The sequence below is a fragment of the Paracoccus sp. PARArs4 genome (assembly GCF_947311865.1).
Taxonomy (GTDB): Bacteria; Pseudomonadota; Alphaproteobacteria; order Rhodobacterales; family Rhodobacteraceae; genus Paracoccus; species Paracoccus zeaxanthinifaciens.
Genome location: NZ_CAMZMW010000003.1, coordinates 73,979 through 91,648, shown reverse-complemented (window position 1 = coordinate 91,648; position 17,670 = coordinate 73,979). Strand labels below are relative to the sequence as shown.

Below are 17,670 nucleotides of genomic sequence, written 5' to 3'. Positions count from 1 at the left end.
GCCTATCCCTCTCCGATGCGGTTCATGTCGTACCAGGTCGTCTGATAGATCTCGTTGATCCAGTTACCGTAGAGCAGATGCGCATGGCTGCGCCACCGGTTCGAGGGCGTGCGCGTCGGATCGTCGTCGGGATAGTAGTTGCGCGGGACGTCGATAGGTTTGCCCGCCTGCACGTCGCGGTCGTATTCGTCCTTCAGCGTCGTGCTGTCATATTCGAAATGGTTGAAGACATAGAGCGCGCGGTGCTTCGGGTCCGACAGCAGGCAGGGGCCGACCTCTGGGCTGGCCAGCAGGGTCGTCAGGTCAGGGCGGGCGTCGACATCCTCTTGCCGGATCTCGGTCCAGCGGCTGACGGGGACCAGCACATCGTCCGAGAAGCCGCGCAGATAGGGGGATGCCGGTTGCAGGTTCTGGTGGCGGAAGCAGCCGAAGGCCTTGGCGTCCAGCAGGTGCTTTTCCAGCCGGTGGAAATGCCAGGCCATCGCCATGCCCCCCCAGCAGACGCCGAAGGTGGAATGGACATGGGTCTGGGTCCAGGCGAAGACGCGTTCCAGCTCGTCCCAATAGGTCACGTCCGCGAAGGGCAGCTGCTCGATCGGGGCGCCGGTGATGACCAGCCCGTCGAACTTCTCGCCCGTGGCCTCGACATCGCGGAAGGGGCGATAGAAGCTCTCCATGTGGTCGGCGGCGGTGTTGCGGCTTTCGTGGTCCGACATGCGGATCAGCTGGAAGTCGATCTGCAGGGGCGTGGCGCCGATGACGCGCGCGAACTGGTTCTCGGTCTGGATCTTCTTGGGCATCAGGTTCAGCAGCCCGATGCGCAGGGGCCGGATGTCCTGGGTGGCCGCACGCCCCGGCGACATCACCATCACCCCCTCGTCCGACAGGATGCGATAGGCGGGAAGGTTCTCGTTCAGCGTGATGGGCATGTCAGCTTTCCTTGCGGGCGATCGCCAGCGCGATCAGGTCGTCGAAATCCTGGGGGCTGCGGATCTCGGCCACTTCCTCGGCCTTGACCGTCACGCCCAGCTTCGCCATCGCGGCATAGCGCGGCTGGCGATGCGCCAACGCGCGGGCATAGGTCCAGCGGATGAAGTCGTCGGGATTGACCTCGTGTTCGTCCAGCCCCCTTTCGACGCGATAGGCGACCCAGGCGCGTTCCAGGAACTGGGGCTGGTAATACATGGGCTTGGGCGCGCGGTCGAAGCGGCGCACCAGCTCGGCGGTATGGGCGTCCGACCCCTCGATCCAGACCATCAGCAGGTCGCGCGATAGGGCCTGCAGAACGGGATCGTCGGGATCGGTTGGGTCCACGACCTCGCAGATGGATCCGCCGCTGTCGCAGACGAAATGCGGGATGCGATAGATGTCGTCGGCGCGTTCGACGAAATGGCGCGTGTCCAGCAGGGCCGCGATCTCGGCGCGCTGATGCTGGTTCTGGCGGCGGCGGTATTCGTCGAAATCCAGCCCGCCGCGGCTCTGGCTGCCGGGCTTGCCCAGATAGGTGGACAGCGGCGCGAGGTTCTCGAAAGTGATGTTGCTGGCGATGTAGACGCTGTCGGACATCAGCAGCTCGCGCAGCAGCGGTACGCGCATCGCCTCGCGCTTGAAGTTGTCGGCGATGTATTCGCCCATGTAGCGGGTGCCGATCCGGTAATCGACCGAGTAGTGGAACCAGTCCCCGGTCTGGCGCAGCATCGTCGCAAGATAGGTCTTGCCCAGGCCCGACATGCCGAACAGCACGATCCGCTTGGACTGGGCGTTCCGCCATTCCTCGGCGCTGCGATAGATCATGCGGGGCTTCCTCTGTCAGATCGGTGATCTAGGTAGCGGCCCGCGGGGCGTTTTGAAAGACCCGAGGCGGCAAACGGAAAACGGCCCCGCGCTGGGCGGGGCCGTCACTGCGATCCGTGCCGCTGTCAGAAGCGGTAGCCGATCCGCACGCCGACGCCCCAGGCATCGTTGTCGCGCATGTCGGCGCGGGCGGTGTCGGGCGTGCCGGTTTCGGGCATCGCGTCGCCGACCCTGGTATAGTTCACGCCGGTCGTGATGCGCATCGGCCCCTGGTTGTAGATCGCGGCAAGCGTGATCCCCTTGCGGCCGTTCGTCGGTGCCAGCGGCGACACGAGGTCGTCGCCCGCCTTCTCGAAGGTGAACGAGGCCGAGCCGGACCAGGTCTCGTTGAACTTGCGTGCGACGCCAAGCGTGTAGGTGGTCGTATCCTCCAGTTCGACCAGCCCGCCGCCCGTGACGTTCACGAAGTTCGCCGGATCGACGCGGAATTCAGACCAGTCCACCCACCGGACCGAGCCGAAGACCAGCGTGTCGGGCGCGACGCCCGTCTGGAATTCCAGGTTCCAGCTCTGCGGCGTCTTGACCGTGGTGACCGAGTCGCCCGCCAGCAGCGGCAGGTCGGGCAGCGGGCCGGCACCGTCGGGATCGATCAGCGGGCCGGTCTCGACCGTGTCGAAATCGTGCTCGACCTCGGAGTTGTAGGTCAGCGAGACGCGTGCAGCGATCTCGGGTTTCTCCCATGCGACGCCTGCGACCCAGCCGATGGCGGTGTCGTCGTCCAGTTCCACGTTGTAACCCGAGACGGGACCGTAGGCGAGGCCGCTCAGCCCCACCTCGCCGCTGGCGCGCGATCCGCGGATGCCGCCATGGACCGAGAACTGGTTCGGCATCTTGTAGCGGCCGAGCGCGGTGAAGGTCGTGCTGTCCACCTGCGCGAAGGTGCCGCCCAGCAGGGGCGTGCCGCCATCGATCGCACTGGGATAGCGGATGTCGGCGCCGAAGGGCTGTTCGACGATGATCGCACCCGAGAACGCCTCGGTGAACTGGTGCTTGTAGGCAAGGCCGGTAAAGCCGTAGCCCTGCGCCACGTCGCCCGTGGCCGTGCCGCCCGGATAGAGGCCGGGGATCGCTACGTCGGTCCCGTCGACCGAGGGGTCCACGCCGCCGAAGCTCAGCTCGACATAGTTCCCCTCCTCGAACAGTGCCGAAAGTGATTGGGGGGCGCGTTCGATCCCGCCCGCCAGCAGCGGTGAGGCGCCCACAAGCAGGGCCGCGACACCTGTCAGTGCAATCTTCATGTTCATTCCTCCCTATGGACGCGAACGCCCTGGATCACAGGATTATGCCAAACATGTTACCGATCAATTGCCCTGTCGAGCTTACGTGACGTTATGGTCATGCAATTGCGGGCCAAGTTTCATTTCTGCAACTGCGCTTTTGCGCGGTGTGAAGGGTGGACAAACCCGGCATCCCATGAAAAGGGGAACTGCCAAACGATCTTGCCGCAAGGATACCCCCATGCAGATTCGTGAGGCTCTCACTTTCGACGACGTGCTTCTGGTTCCCGCAGCCTCGACGGTCATGCCGTCCACGGCCGATGTGACCACGCATGTCACCCGTTCCATCCGGATGAACATCCCGCTTCTGTCCTCGGCGATGGATACCGTCACCGAAAGCCGGATGGCCATCGCCATGGCCCAGTCGGGCGGCATCGGCGTTATCCACCGCAACCTGACGACCGAGCAGCAGGCCAACGAGGTCCGCCGCGTCAAGCGCTTCGAGAGCGGGATCGTCTACAACCCGATCACCCTGCGCGCCGACCAGACCCTGGCCGATGCGAAGGCGCTTCAGGACCGCTTCAACGTCACCGGCTTCCCCGTGGTGGATGCCGAGGGGCGCGTGGTGGGCATCGTCACGAACCGCGACATGCGCTTTGCCAGCGACGACCGCACCCCGGTCAGCGCCATGATGACCGGCGACCGTCTTGCCATCCTGCAAGAGCCCGCCGACCGGCAGGAGGCCATCGACCTGATGAAGGCCCGCCGGATCGAGAAGCTGCTGGTGACCGACGGGTCGGGCAAGCTGACCGGCCTGCTGACGCTGAAGGACACCGAGAAGGCCGTGCTGAACCCGCTGGCCTGCAAGGACGACCTGGGCCGCCTGCGCGTCGCCGCCGCATCCACCGTGGGCGACGAGGGCTTCGAGCGCAGCTGCGCGCTGATCGATGCGGGCGTGGACATGGTGGTGATCGACACCGCGCATGGCCATTCCGCAGGCGTCGCCAAGGCGGTCGAGCGCGTGAAGGCCTATAGCAGCACTGCGCAGGTCGTCGCAGGCAACGTCGCCACCGCCGAGGCGACCCGCGCCCTGATCGGTGCAGGCGCCGATGCGGTGAAGGTCGGCATCGGCCCCGGCTCGATCTGCACCACGCGCGTCGTGGCGGGTGTCGGCGTTCCGCAGCTGACCGCGATCATGGACGCATCCGCCGCTGCAGGCGACACGCCCATCATCGCCGATGGCGGGATCAAGCTGTCGGGCGATTTCGCCAAGGCCATCGCCGCCGGTGCAAGCTGCGCCATGGTCGGCAGCGCCATCGCGGGCACCGATGAAAGCCCCGGCGAGGTGATCCTGTACCAGGGCCGCAGCTTCAAGTCCTATCGCGGGATGGGCTCGCTGGGCGCGATGGCGCGCGGCTCGGCCGACCGCTACTTCCAGAAGGACGCGGCGACCGACAAGCTGGTGCCCGAAGGCATCGAGGGCCAGGTCCCCTACAAGGGTCCGGCGGGCAACGTGATCCATCAGCTGGTCGGCGGTCTGCGCGCGGCGATGGGCTATACCGGCTGCGCCACGGTCCCCGAGATGCGCAAGGGCTGCGAGTTCGTCCGCATCACCAATGCGGGCCTGAAGGAAAGCCACGTGCACGACGTGCAGATCACGCGCGAGAGCCCGAACTATCGCATGGGCTGATGCCTGCGCCTGCGTGACGAACCGGCCCCGCGACCATCAGGTCCGCGGGGCTTTTTCATGCCCGCGCCACGGGGTCGCATCCGCTGCGGCAGGGGGCTAGGCTACACCATCTGCAATTCTTGGCGACTGGGGGTCCGATGGCTATGGGTGGCGATCTGCGGGAATGGCGCGTGACGGGGATGGATTGCGGGTCCTGCGCGGCCAAGCTGCGGGGCGCGGTCGAACGGCTGCCCGGCGTGTCCGAGGTCGAGGTGACGCTTATGGCCGAACGGCTGAGCCTGCGGCTGGACGAAAGCGGCAGCCCGGATGCGGTCGAAAGCGCGGTCAGGGGGATCGGCTTCGGCATCCACGACCCGGATATGTCGGGGGGACCGGATGCGGGCTTCGTCATGCCGGGGGATGCGGATGACCCACCGGGCGAGACCGCCTGGTATCGTGGCCCCAAGGGGCGGCTGGTACTGGTGACCGGTGCGCTTCTGGTCATCGCATGGGGCGTCGGCGCGGTGACGGATCAGGCGTGGTCCCGCTGGGCCTTCGTCGCCGCCACGCTGCTGGGTGTCGCGCCCGTCGCCCGCAAGGCATGGCGCATGGCACGGATCGGTATGCCCTTCACCATCGAGATGCTGATGAGCATCGCCGCAGGGGGCGCATTGATCATCGGCGCCGAGGAAGAGGCCGCCCTTGTCGTCTTCCTCTTTGCGGTCGGGGAACTGCTGGAGGGGTTCGCTGCCGGACGTGCTCGCGACGGGATCCGTGCGCTGTCGGCCCTGATCCCGCGAACCGCCCTGCTGGAGGGACCGCAGGGCACGACCGAGGTGCCTGCGTCACACCTGCGCATCGGCCAGGTGGTGCTGGTGCGTCCGGGGGATAGGATACCGGCGGATGGGCAGATCGTCGAAGGACGCTCGGGCGTGGATGAAAGCCCGATCACGGGGGAAAGCCGACAGGTGCCCAAGACCGAGGGAGAGGACGTCTTCGCAGGCTCGATCAATGCCGATGCCGCGCTGCGGGTCCGCGTGACCCGTCACCCCTCGGACAACACCATCGCCCGTATCGTCAAGCTGGTGCAGGAGGCCGAGAGCGCCCGCGCCCCGACCGAACGCTTCATCGACCGGTTCAGCCGCATCTACATGCCGGTGATCGTGGGGTTGGCGATCCTTGTGGCGGTGATCCCGCCCCTCGCGCTGGGTGGGGGTTGGACCGACTGGACCTACAGGGCGCTGACGCTGCTGCTGATCGGCTGTCCCTGTGCGCTGGTGATCTCGGTCCCGGCATCCATCGCCTCGGGCATGGCGGCGGGGGCAAGGCAGGGGATGCTGATGAAGGGGGGCGCCGTGATGGAGAACGTCGCCCGCATCACCCATGTCGCCTTCGACAAGACGGGGACGCTGACGGAAGGCCGGCCCGTGGTCACCGATATCGAGGGAGAGGATACCGCAAGGCTGCTGACGCTGGCTGCTGCCGTGGAACAGGGTGCAAGCCATCCGCTGGGACGGGCGATCCTTGCGAAGGCAGAGGGGCAGAGGCTGCCCCGTGCGCAGGCGGCGTGCGCCATACCCGGAATGGGGACCGAGGCAGAGGTGGAGGGGGTGCGCACCACCATCGGCTCGGTTCGGCTGGCGACCGAGCGGGGGGTGATGACACCGGAATGGGCCATGCGCACCCAGGTACTGGAGGATGAGGGCAAGACCGTCGTGCTGCTGTGGCAGGAGCGTGTCATGGGGCTGATCGCCCTGCGGGACGAGCCCCGAGCGGATGCCGTGCAGGCGATCCGCGATCTGCGCGCGCTGGGGGTCGTTCCCGTGATGCTGACGGGGGACAACGAGCGGACGGCCGCGACCATCGCCGGGGCGCTGGGGATCGTTCATCGCGCGGGGTTGCTGCCTGCCGACAAGGTCGATGCGATGCGCGACCTGGCACTCGACGGTCACGCGATGATGGTGGGGGACGGGATCAACGATGCGCCCGCGCTGGCCTCGGCGCATGTGGGGATCGCGATGGGCTCGGGGACCGATGTCGCGCTGGAGACGGCACATGGCGCGATCCTGCGCGACAGGGTGGGCGATGTCGTAGGGTTGATGCGGCTTGCCCGTGCGACGATGGGGAACATCCGTCAGAACGTCGCCATCGCGCTGGGATTGAAGGCGCTGTTCCTGGTGACCACCATCGCCGGGGTGACCGGCCTCTGGATCGCGATCCTGGCCGATACCGGCGCGACGGTGCTGGTCACCGCGAATGCGCTGCGGCTGTTGCGGTTCCGCGCGTCGGGGGCGCTCAGCCCCCGACCCTGACCACGACCGACAGGCCCGGGGCCAGTTGCGCGGCCTGCTGCTGGTCGGGCGAGATGGCGATGCGGACCGGCAGCCGCTGGGCGATCTTGGTGAAGTTCCCCGTCGCGTTCGATCCCGACAGCAGGCTGAACTCGGACGCCGTGGCGGGCGAGAACGCCTCGACCTGTCCGGTGAAGTCGGCACCCGGGATCGCGTCCACCGTGAAATCGACCGGATCGCCGGGTTTCATTCCCACCAGTTCCGTCTCGCGGAAATTCGCGATGATCCACAGGTCCGACCCCACCTCGGCCACCAGCGAGGTGCCCGGCGTCACGTATTGCCCCACGCGCACCGACAGCGCGCCAAGGCGACCATCGTCCTGCGCGCGGATCACGGTGTTCTCCAGGTCGATCCGGGCCAGCTCCACCGATGCCTCGGCCGAGGCGATGTCGGCTTCGCGCGAGGACAGCGCCACCTTGGCGGAGGCGATGGCCTCGGACTGCACGTCCAGCTGGGCCTCGGCCTGGGTGACGGCGGCGTCGGCCTGATCCAGCGCCTGCCGTGCCTGGTCGGCGGTCGATTGCGAGGCGACGCCACGATCCTGCAGCCGGTTCGCGCGGTCCCATTCCGATTGCGCGTTCGCCTGGGCGGCGCGCGCGGATGCGACGCCGGCCTCGGCGGCGCGGCGGGCGGCCTCGGCCGAGGCGACGCCCTGGCGGCCGACCTGCAGCGCGGCGCGCGCGGCCTCCAGCTGGGCCTCGGCCTGGGCCAGCTTCTGGCGGAAGATGCGGTCGTCGATGCGGGCGATCACGTCCCCCTTCGAGACCGCCTGGAAATCCGTCGCCTCGACCGCGCTGACATATCCCGACAGCTGAGGAGAGATCGTGGTGACCTTGCCGCGGATATAGGCGTTCTCGGTCGTGGGGGCCGAGGGGTGGAAGGGCGGCAGATGCCAGGCGAACAGCAGCAGCGCCACGCCTGCCGCACCGATAAGCATTGCGATGAGGGTCGGAAGAAGCTTGGTCTTGGTCATGTCGCGGATCCGATATGTTCCTGTTCCGGCGCGGCGGGCGTCAGCCATTTCGCGATGCGGTCGCGCAGCAGGTGCATCACCAGCGCGAAGGCCGCCAGCGAGGCCGCAAGGAAGATGAGGGTATAGGCATCGTCATAGGCCATCACCGTGGCCTGCTGCGCCGCGTCCTGCGCGATCTGGGCCACGGCCTGCGCCTGCCTTGCGGTGGCGTCGGTCAGCCCCGGCTGCAACTGCGCCATACGCGTTGCGATGGCGTTCGCGGTCTGGGTGTCGCCGATGGCAAGCTGTTCGGTCAGCGCCTGGTAATGCGCCGCCTGACGATGGGTGATGAGGGTCGAGAACAGCCCCGAGCCGATGACGCTGCCAAGGCTCTGGGTCGAGATGAAGACGATGATGAAGGACAGCAGGTATTGCGGCCCGCGGGCAAGCGCCGTCAGCAGCCCCGCCATCATCGCGGGAACCATGAAGACCATGCCAGCAAAGGCGATCAGCCCCTGGCTGATCAGCATCTGGTGGGGCCGCGTCAGGACGGTCGAATGGGTGTCCATCCACGCCCCGGCTGCGATGATCAGCAGCGCGACTAGGTGGAACTTCGCCACGCGGTCGGGGCGCATCCATGCCACGCAGGCCAGTGCCCCGAGGACGGTGCCCGCGACGATGATGCCGAACATGGTGCCCATCTGTTCGCCCTGCAGCCCCAGGACCTGGAACATGCGCGGCGCGCCCGAGCTTTGTTCGGACAGCAGCAGGCGCAGCAGCAGCAACGCGCCGGTCAGGTGCAGGATCGCGGGGCTGAACAGCCAGCGGATGTCCAGCAGCGGGGCCTCGCGGTTCAGTTCGATCATCGCGCCCGCGGCAAGGGATGCGACGGCCACGGCAAGGGTCCAGATGATCCACGGCTCGGACCAGTAATGGGCCGGGCCCATGACGAAGCCGGTGACGATCCCCGCAAAACCCGTGCCCAGCAGCACGAAGCTGACGAGGTCCATCGCCTTGATGACCTTCATGTGCGGCACGGGGCGCAGCGGCAGCAGGAAGACCAGCGCCAGCGACGCCATCGACAGCCCGAGCGATGTCAGGTGGATCCATTCCAGCCCTCCGTCGCCGATCAGCCGGGGCGACACGATCCAGGCGATGCTGGTCCCCGACATGATCAGCGCCATGACAAGCGGCATGCCCAGTCGCATCTTCCACGACTGCTCCAGCGGTTCCAGCATGTAGAGGAAGGCCAGCGTCGAAAGCGGCGCCGCTGCGGCACCCGCAAGGAAGTGCAGCACCACGGCCGAGCGCATGTCGCTGACCCAGAGCACCGCGAAGGCCACCACGACGTGGATCGCGATGCCCCATTCGGCAAAGCGGCGCAGCCCGTATTGCGTGCGCAGCTTGATCAGCATCAGCGGCAGCGCCGCGCGCGGAACCATGTAGGCGATCAGCAGCCAGCTGGCATCGGTGGTCGTGACGCCCAGCTCGCCCGCGAAGCTGGGGATGTTCGTGATCAGGAAGCCCTGATCCAGCCCCTGCGTGATCGCCAGCAGCGCGGCGGCGGCCATGTAGGCCAGCGCCTGCGGGACGGGCAGTGGGGGATGTGCTGCGGGGGTCTGGCTCATGACGACCGCCGTGCAATGTTCGCGGCGATGGCGTCCAGGACATGGCGGGCGGTGGTCAGGTCGTCCTCGGGGATGTCCGCGATCACGTCCTGGCGCATCGCCGTGCTGAAGGCGACGATCTGGCTGCCCTGGCCCTTGTCGGTCAGGAACACCGCGTTCTTGCGGGCGTCCCCCTCGATCGGGCGGCGTTCGATGAAGCCGTCGGCGGCCAGCCCGTCCAGCTGCCGCTTCAGCGTGGGCGTCTCGATGCCCAGCTGCGCGGCCAGCGCGGTCTGGGTCATGCCCTGTTCGCGGTGCAGCGTGGTGATGATCTTGGCGCGGGCCATGGTCAGGCCCATGTCGCGCGCGGCCTCGTCGAAATGCCGGCGCAGGTCGCGCATCACTGCCAGAAGAGAGTCGATGATGCTTGTATCGGTCATGTCATTAGCTGGCTAACGTTTCGGTTCGTTAGTCAGCTAATGAAGCATGGCGCGGGCCGCAACCCGGGTGGGCCGAATGGCAGCTATGCGTCGGGCGCGAAGGTCAGCGACCATTCCTGCATCTGCTGGGGCGACAGGACGCTGATATCCTCGGGGGCGGTGCGCAGGGCGGGGATCATCATGCGCAGATCGACGCCCATCTCGGTCAGATAGTCCATGACGCTGGCCTGCGCGCGCTGCACGTCGCTGACGGCCATGAAGGCGGGCAGGATCGCGTTCTTGCCGAAGTAGTGCTGGTGCACCCCCACGGTCGACCCCTCGTCCGCGCGGCGTTCCGTCCCGCCCGCCAGCATGTAGGGGCAGGCCGACATGCAGACCGAGCCCTGCGCGATCCGCGTGTCGTATCCCGCGCCCCGGATGGTGCGCCCGATGGCCAGCGCATCCGCGACCGAACCGCCGGAACTGTCCAGCGACACCTCGGACGCGGCGGGGCGGGTTTCGTCCAGCCATTCGGCAAAGCGGTCGGCATCGCCCACGGCGATCTGGCCCTCGATCACGATGGCGTCGTCGGTTTCGGTGAATTCCAGCTGCTTGGGCATGGGACGCATCGCGGGCGCGCCCGGTTCGGCGGGGCGCAGGTCGGGGCGATAGGGGCGGACCGACGGGCCTTCCTGCGGGGTGAACAGGCCCGGCGCGGCATTGCCCGGATCGTCGCGCAGATCGATGGCCACGATGGCCACGCCCAGCACGACCTGCGCGATCAGGACCGACCGGATCGCGGATTGAGGAGAGGAGAACAGTCGCATCCCCTCAGTCCCGCCGCGCCTGCGCCGCATCGTGTTCGCGCAGCAGTTCCGATGCCGCCAGCGCGGCGCGCAATTCGCCCACGGTCATGCGGTCGTCCGTGTGATGCAGCCCGCGCCCCGACCGGATCGCGGCCTGCACGACGACCATGATGAAGACCAGGACGGCAGGCAGCAGGTCGATGGATATGGCGCCCGCCCATGCAGGCACGAAGTTGCGGGCATAGACGATGACGGCATCCGCCCCCGACATGGGGGTATAGACGGCCTCGTCGGGTTGGGGCAGGGCCTCGACCTCGGACGCGGCCTGGCCCAGGGTGCGGGCGCGCTGATCGACCAGCCCCAAGACCGAGGCGATGGTGCTGGACTGCCCCTGCCGGATCCCTTCGGTGCTGCCGTCCAGTTCGGGCAGGATCGCGGATTCCGACAGGTCCTGCGCCGCCCGCGTGACCAGCGGCGCGGGGTTCAGCTGCCGCAGGCGGGTGATCATTCCTGCAAGCTCGACCGCATCCTCCGAGAACTGGACGGTCCGATCCTCGAGCGGGCCCGCGCCGACGGCGATGCCGCGCATTCGCGACAGGACGGCGTTGCCTTGGGCGAAGGTGTCCTCGATCGGGCCCTCGGCCTCGATCAGCTGGGTTTCGAGGGCCGTCAGCTCGGCCCCCTTCTGGGTCAGCACGCGAAAGACCGCGCCGCGCCCCTGGAAGCCCGACAGCGTGCCGCCTTCCTCTTGCGCGGACAGGTCGTCGAAGCTTTGGCGCACGCGGGCCACGTCGCGCGACAGGGCCTGCCCCGCGACGGCGTTCGCGTGCGCGCGCTCCAGCGAGGACTGATAGGATTGCACCGTGTTCGCCATGTGCGTTTCGACCGCGGCACCGCCCGCAAGGGCCGCGGCGTTCAGCCAGGACGACATCGCGACGATCGCCACGCAGCCCAGACACATTGCCAGCAGCAGACCCATCCGCGATGCCGCGCTGCGCATCGCGGGCAGCAGCCGCAGCAGATAGGACCAGAACACGAAGATCCCGACCGACACCGCGATGGAATAGGCCAGCGCCGCGAAGGTGGTCCAGATGCCCGGCTGATCCAGAAGCGACCTGACCCCCAGATAGGTATATATCCCCGAGGCCGATGCCAGCACCCCGAGCGCGGTCGAGGTGAAGGTGTCGAGCCAGTCGAGATGGCGCTCCAGTTCCCGGGCATAGCGGTCGCCCTGGGTTCCGTGCTGCGTGGCTGGCGGCGCGTCATGCGGCCGGCCGGTCATGGGGCCGGTCGGGGGTGCGTCGGTCATCGGTTCTCCGTGGATGCAGGTGCGGCAGCACGCAGTTTCACCATTCGCGGCCCCGTTGTCGACATTCGCGGCTTCACGCTTGCATGAGCGTGATCGCGCTGGTCAAAGACGGTCATGCTGTTCGATCTTCCCACACCCGATGCGCCCTGGCGCGGTTTCAGCGCCGATCCTGCGGCGTGGCTTCTGGTCCTGGCGCTGGCGGTGTTCCTGCGCCGGTCGCCGGTCGCGGTGCTTCTGGCGGCGGTGGTGCTGGTCTCGCCGCTGTCGGGTCTCGGGCGGATGCTGGCTGCGGGGCAGGCGGCGCAGCTGCTGGTGGCGATGCTGCTGGCGGGGCCTGCGATGGCCGCGGCGCGTCCCGACGCGGTCGCCTGGCCGCTTCTGCCGCTGGCGGTCGTGGCCGCGCATGTCCCCCGCCTGGCCGAGCTTGCGTGGTTCCATGCGCCCTCGCTGCCTGCGATCATCGTCCTGCTGGCCGCGTGGTGCTTCTGGGGGCGGGGGCCCGCGCGCCTGCCCATGATCGCGCTTGGGGCGACACTGGTCGCCATCGGTGCCGCATTGCTTTCGGCGGGCGATATCCTCTATCCCCATCATATCGAAGGCGCCGCGATCTGGGGTCTGCCGGTCATGCTGGATCAGCGCCTTGCGGGGCTGGTGCTTGGCGTGGGGGCGGGATTGCCATTGCTGATCAGCGGCGCGCTTCTGCCACGACGCCCCAAGACCTGAAGGCCTGCCATGACCCCCGCCGCCCGCATCGCCGCCGCAGCCGATATTCTCGACCGCATCCTGGAAGGCACCCCCGCCGAGGCCGCGCTGCTGCGCTGGTCGCGCGCCAGCCGGTTTGCGGGGTCCGGGGACCGTGCCGCGCTGCGCGACCTGGTCTTCGGCGCGCTGCGCCGTCGCGACAGCCTTGCCGCGCTTGGGGGCGCGCTTACGGGGCGGGGGCTGATGATCGGCCATCTTCGCGCCGAAGACGCGGACCCCGCCGCGATCTTCACGGGCGAGGGGCACGCCCCCGCCGCCCTGTCCGATCACGAGGCCGCGCATGTCGCGCCCGCCGATCTGCCGGACGACCTGCCCAACTGGCTGCGCCCGCGCTGGAACGAGGCGCTTGGTTCCGACGCCGCCCCTGTCGCGCGTGCCATGACCGAACGCGCGCCGGTCTGGCTGCGCGTCAATCCGCAGCGCGCCACGCCGGATGCCGCGATGGCGGCGCTGGCCGAGGCCGGGATCGAGACCGCGCCGCATCCCGACCTGCCCACCGCCCTGCGCATCACCCGCAACGAACGCAAGCTGGGTCAGAGCGCGCCCTACAAGGACGGTCTGGTCGAACTGCAGGACCTGTCGCCGCAGGTCGCCTGCGCAATGCTGCCGCTGAAGGCGGGCGACACGGTGCTGGATTTCTGCGCGGGCGGGGGCGGCAAGTCGCTTGCCCTCGCCGCGCGCGAACCTGATGCGCGCTACCTTGCGCATGACGCCTCGCCCGCCCGCCTGGGCGATCTGCCCGCGCGTGCGGCCCGTGCGCATGCCCGGATCCGCGTGGTCGAGGCGCCGCGCGACCCCGTCGATCTGCTGGTCGCCGATGTGCCCTGTTCGGGCAGCGGCACGTGGCGTCGGGGGCCAGATGCGAAATGGAGGCTGGACGAGGACGGCCTGCAGGGGCTGCTTGCCCTTCAGGCCGAAATCCTCGACCGGGTGGCGGGGCTGGTGAAGCTCGGCGGCCACCTGGCCTACATGACCTGTTCCGTCCTGCGGGACGAGAACGACGCGCAGGTCGAGGCGTTCCTGGCCCGCCATCCGCGGTTCACGCTGCAGACCCGTCGGCTGATGACCCCGCTGGATGCCGGGGACGGGTTCTTCGTCGCGCTGATGCGATGCGACTGACCGCGATTAACCGCACATTAACCGCTTTGCGGTCATCCTGGCCCCTGCCGAAGGATCGAGGGGCGAATCGCATGGGCTTTCTGGACCGTCATCTGCGGATGTCGCGCAACGCGACGATGACCGCAATGCCGCTGCTGCTGGCGCCGATGGCGGTGGGGGCGGGCCTGCTGATGGTCGCGCCCGAGGCCGCGCTTGGACGCTCGGCGGTGATCGGGGCCAGCGTGGCGGTCGCGTGGTATCTTCTGGGCGGCGCGCTGTCGTTGCAGCAGGCGATGCGGGGCATCGCGTCCAGGCGCGCGCTGAAGGCGATCCGGGGAGAGGTGGCGGCGACCGACGAACCCGTCTGGGTCTGCGATCCCGACGGGCTGGTCCTGTTCCAGAACCGCGCCGCGCGTCACGCGTTCGAGGATCACACCGGACGCCCCATCGCGGGGCTGTTCACGCGCCGTCGCGCCGATGCGCAGGGTGATATCGACGACCTGATCGCCCGCGCATGGCGCTATGGCACGGCCGAGCTGTCGGTCGGCCCCGACGAGACGCTGGTGCTGGGCAGCCTTCCCGACGCGCCGCTGCAGATCTGGACGCTTCAGGCCAACGGCAGCGAGCCTGCCGTCATCGACATCGCGATGAGCCTCGAGGCCGAGTCTGCGGACGAGTTCGAGGCCATCCCCGTCGCCTTGCTGCGACTGGTCGCGGACGGCACGATCCTTCGCGCGAACCGCAGCGCGCGCGACCTTCTGGACGGGCGCACCGAATGCGCCGATCGCAGCATCGCCACGATCCTCGACGGCCCCGGACGGCCCGTGACGGAATGGATCGCGGATGTCGCGGCCGGGCGTGTCGTGAACACGACCGAGATGTTGCGCCTGCGCCACCCCGAAGGCCGCGGCCCCGAGCTGCGAGAGCGGCACTTCCAGATCTCGCTTGCGCGCGATGCCGCACGCGCCGATCGCCTGACGGCGGTGATGACCGATGCAAGCGCGCTGAAGACGCTCGAGGCGCAGTTCGCGCAAAGCCAGAAGATGCAGGCCATCGGCCAGTTGGCCGGAGGTGTCGCGCATGACTTCAACAACCTTCTGACGGCGATCAGCGGGCATTGCGACCTTCTGATGCTGCGGCGCGACGAATGCGACCCGGATTACGCCGACCTCGACCAGATCAGCCAGAACGCCAATCGCGCGGCGGCGCTGGTCGGGCAGCTGCTGGCCTTTTCCCGCAAGCAGACATTGCGGCTGGAGGTGCTGAACCTGCGCGAGACGCTGGCCGATCTGACGCATCTGCTGAACCGCCTGGTTGGTGAGAAGGTCGGCCTTGCGATCACCTACGACCCCGCGCTGCGGGCCGTCCGCGCCGACAAGCGCCAGCTGGAACAGGTGATCATGAACCTCGTGGTGAACGCGCGGGATGCGATGCCCGATGGTGGCCAGATCTCGGTCCGGGCCGAAAATGCCGCCATGTCCGACACGGTGCAGCGCGACGATGTCGCCATGCCGCCGGGCGATTACGTCCGCATCGTCGTGCGCGATGAGGGAACCGGCATCGCACCCGAGCATCTCGCCAAGATCTTCGAGCCCTTCTTCACCACCAAGCGCATCGGCGAGGGGACGGGCCTGGGCCTGTCCACCGCATACGGGATCGTCAAGCAGACCGGGGGATACATCTTCTGCGACAGCGCGATGGGGAAGGGCACGACCTTCTCGATCTATTTCCCCGCGAACGAGGCCGTCATTCCCGAGGCCGTCGCCCCAAGACCCGCGCCGCAGGTCCGGCAGGCCGAACGCGCCACCGTGCTGCTGGTCGAGGACGAGGCCCCCGTCCGCGCCTTCGCCGCGCGCGCATTGCGGCTGAAGGGCTATGACGTGATCGAGGCCGCGACCGGCGAAGAGGCGCTGAAGGCGCTGGAGGAACAGTCGCGCGCCGTGGACATCTTCGTCACGGATGTCGTGATGCCGGGAATGGACGGCCCCGCCTGGGTCCGCAAGGCGCGCGAGACGCATCGCGCGGCCAAGGTCATCTTCATGTCGGGCTATACCGAGGACGTGTTCGTGGACGGCCAGGTTCCCGTCGCGGGCGCCAGCTTCCTGTCCAAGCCCTTCACCCTGTCCGAGCTGGCCGATGCCGTGGCCGCCCAACTTTCATCCGGCGGCCCGACCCTTCACTAGGGTCAGGACCCATTGATTTGGTTGTGCGAGCGTGATTCACCGTTCGAAAACGAGCGGTGAACATGTCTGATCTTTTCTGGTTGAGCGATGGGCAGATGGCGCGTCTGGAGCCTTACTTTCCCAAGTCGCACGGCAAGCCCAGGGTTGATGACCGGCGTGTCTTGAGCGGGATTATCTTCGTCAATCGCAATGGCTTGCGGTGGCGAGATGCACCAAGGGAATACGGCCCGCACAAGACGCTCTACAACCGCTGGAAGCGTTGGAGCGACAGGGGTGTCTTCGCCCGGATCATGGCGGGGTTGGCGGCCGAGCACGGTGAGGAGACGACCGTGATGATCGACGCAACTCATTTGAAGGCCCATGGTACGGCGTCCAGCCTGGGCGTCAAAAAGGGGGGCGTGCGCGTCTGATTGGCCGAACCAAAGGCGGCATGAATACGAAGCTGCACGCGATCTGCGACAGATGAGCCATCTCGCGCCATCGGTCCGAGCGACGATGGCGAATGCCGGCCCATCGACCTGTTCCTGACTGCCGGACCCGTCAGCGACTACATCGGAGCGCGCGCCCTAGTCAGCAGGTTGCCCAACTTGAAGTGGCTGCTCGGAGATCGTGGCTATGATGCCGATTTGTTCCGAGAAGCGTTGCAAAACAGAGGGATATGCGCCTGCATTCCTGGCCGGAAGCAGCGCAAGACGCCAGTCATATACGACAAGCGCCGCTACAAGCTGGCGCAACAGGATCGAGATCATGTTCGGCAGGCTCAAGGACTGGAGGAGGGTTGCACCCCGCTGTGATCGCTGTCCGCAAACCTTCTTCTCAGCAATAGCACTCGCTGCGACCGTAATCTTCTGGCTTTGAGAGAGAACGAGTCCTGACCCTAAGTGGTGAGGGACAAGCGCAAAATATATATCGTAGAAGCTTTCGTCTCGTGACTTGGACACGAAAAGCGCCTCAATCGCGTACATGCGGGCGTACTCAGGCGTGCAGTAGAAAAGGTCTTCGGTCGGGACGGCGATTTTAGTTATGGCACACGCCTTTCACATCCTGCGAAACGAAGTTGCACCAGCTGACCATGAGTTGTCTGCGCTTTTCCAAAAGGTCTGAACGGGCATAGGCGCGCTCAACATCATTGCCGACCTTGTGCCCGAGGCTCATTTCCGCAATCTCGCGTGGCACATTGGCCTCTTCGGAAGTCCAGTCTCGAAAAGTCGAGCGGAAGCCGTGGACCGTGACATTGTCCGTCTGCATACGCCTTAACAGCATGAGCATAGACATGTTGGAGAGCGGCTGATGGCGCTTCTGCCCCTCGAAGACACACCGAGAGCGGAGAGCTTTCAGCGGCTCCACCGTGGCAATCATTTGTTGGGTCAGGGGAACACGATGCTCAGTGCCGGTCTTGGTCCTTCCTTCTGGAATGGTCCAGATCTGCTCCTCGAAGTCAAC

14 protein-coding genes and 1 pseudogene are annotated in these 17,670 nt (G+C 67.3%); 6 read left to right on the top strand and 9 right to left on the bottom strand.

The window, feature by feature from the left end; translation table 11 throughout:
* Positions 1–2: 2 nt before the first annotated feature.
* The 3 genes from metA to QMZ16_RS03265 all read right to left on the bottom strand — a co-directional run bounded on the left by metA (position 3) and on the right by QMZ16_RS03265 (position 3,092).
* Positions 3–929, bottom strand: a complete 927-nt coding sequence (gene metA, locus QMZ16_RS03275; protein WP_022706759.1) for a homoserine O-succinyltransferase — start codon at positions 927–929, stop codon at positions 3–5.
* A 1-nt stretch (position 930) separates the two neighbouring features.
* Positions 931–1,794, bottom strand: coding sequence for an ATPase (locus QMZ16_RS03270; RefSeq protein ID WP_282602121.1), 864 nt, complete (start codon positions 1,792–1,794; stop codon positions 931–933).
* Positions 1,795–1,919: 125 nt separating this feature from the next.
* Positions 1,920–3,092: an outer membrane protein transport protein gene (locus tag QMZ16_RS03265; RefSeq protein ID WP_282602120.1), complete on the bottom strand. Its 1,173-nt coding sequence runs from the start codon at positions 3,090–3,092 to the stop codon at positions 1,920–1,922.
* A gap of 220 nt (positions 3,093–3,312) precedes the next feature.
* Between QMZ16_RS03265 and guaB the strand changes: the two genes are divergently transcribed.
* Together guaB and QMZ16_RS03255 are read left to right on the top strand one after the other, a co-directional pair.
* Complete coding sequence (gene guaB, locus QMZ16_RS03260) at positions 3,313–4,761, top strand: IMP dehydrogenase (RefSeq protein ID WP_282602119.1); 1,449 nt, start codon at positions 3,313–3,315, stop codon at positions 4,759–4,761.
* Between the two features lie 137 nt (positions 4,762–4,898).
* Positions 4,899–7,052, top strand: a complete 2,154-nt coding sequence (locus QMZ16_RS03255; protein ID WP_282602118.1) for a heavy metal translocating P-type ATPase — start codon at positions 4,899–4,901, stop codon at positions 7,050–7,052.
* Here the strand turns inward: QMZ16_RS03255 and QMZ16_RS03250 are convergent.
* The 5 genes from QMZ16_RS03250 to QMZ16_RS03230 form a co-directional block, all read right to left on the bottom strand.
* Positions 7,036–8,064: an HlyD family secretion protein gene (locus QMZ16_RS03250; RefSeq protein WP_282602117.1), complete on the bottom strand. Its 1,029-nt coding sequence runs from the start codon at positions 8,062–8,064 to the stop codon at positions 7,036–7,038. The genes QMZ16_RS03255 and QMZ16_RS03250 overlap by 17 nt on opposite strands.
* Entirely contained in the window at positions 8,061–9,671 is a 1,611-nt protein-coding gene (locus QMZ16_RS03245) for an MFS transporter (protein ID WP_282602116.1), read from the bottom strand. The genes QMZ16_RS03250 and QMZ16_RS03245 overlap by 4 nt, the downstream gene beginning before the upstream one ends.
* The gene (locus QMZ16_RS03240) at positions 9,668–10,090 is read right to left on the bottom strand and encodes a MarR family transcriptional regulator (RefSeq protein ID WP_282602115.1); all 423 of its coding nucleotides are present in this window, start codon (positions 10,088–10,090) and stop codon (positions 9,668–9,670) included. The genes QMZ16_RS03245 and QMZ16_RS03240 overlap by 4 nt, the downstream gene beginning before the upstream one ends.
* Positions 10,091–10,173: 83 nt before the next feature.
* Positions 10,174–10,896 (bottom strand): hypothetical protein, encoded by a 723-nt coding sequence (locus tag QMZ16_RS03235; protein WP_282602114.1) that lies wholly within the window; start codon positions 10,894–10,896, stop codon positions 10,174–10,176.
* A 4-nt stretch (positions 10,897–10,900) separates the two neighbouring features.
* Entirely contained in the window at positions 10,901–12,157 is a 1,257-nt protein-coding gene (locus QMZ16_RS03230; RefSeq protein ID WP_282602230.1) for a hypothetical protein, read from the bottom strand.
* 141 nt (positions 12,158–12,298) lie between these two features.
* Here QMZ16_RS03230 and QMZ16_RS03225 point away from each other — a divergent pair, with 141 nt between their 5' ends.
* From QMZ16_RS03225 to QMZ16_RS03210, 4 genes and pseudogenes are all read left to right on the top strand, one after another.
* Positions 12,299–12,907, top strand: a complete 609-nt coding sequence (locus QMZ16_RS03225) for a hypothetical protein (protein WP_282602113.1) — start codon at positions 12,299–12,301, stop codon at positions 12,905–12,907.
* 9 nt (positions 12,908–12,916) lie between these two features.
* Positions 12,917–14,065: an RsmB/NOP family class I SAM-dependent RNA methyltransferase gene (locus tag QMZ16_RS03220; protein WP_282602112.1), complete on the top strand. Its 1,149-nt coding sequence runs from the start codon at positions 12,917–12,919 to the stop codon at positions 14,063–14,065.
* Positions 14,066–14,136: 71 nt separating this feature from the next.
* On the top strand, positions 14,137–16,227 hold the full coding sequence (locus tag QMZ16_RS03215; RefSeq protein WP_282602111.1) for a PAS domain-containing sensor histidine kinase: 2,091 nt from the start codon (positions 14,137–14,139) through the stop codon (positions 16,225–16,227).
* Between the two features lie 62 nt (positions 16,228–16,289).
* Positions 16,290–17,085 (top strand): annotated as a pseudogene (locus QMZ16_RS03210) (IS5 family transposase).
* A 159-nt stretch (positions 17,086–17,244) separates the two neighbouring features.
* Here QMZ16_RS03210 and QMZ16_RS03205 read toward each other — a convergent pair.
* Positions 17,245–17,643, bottom strand: coding sequence for a hypothetical protein (locus QMZ16_RS03205; protein ID WP_282602229.1), 399 nt, complete (start codon positions 17,641–17,643; stop codon positions 17,245–17,247).
* Positions 17,644–17,670: the final 27 nt, after the last annotated feature.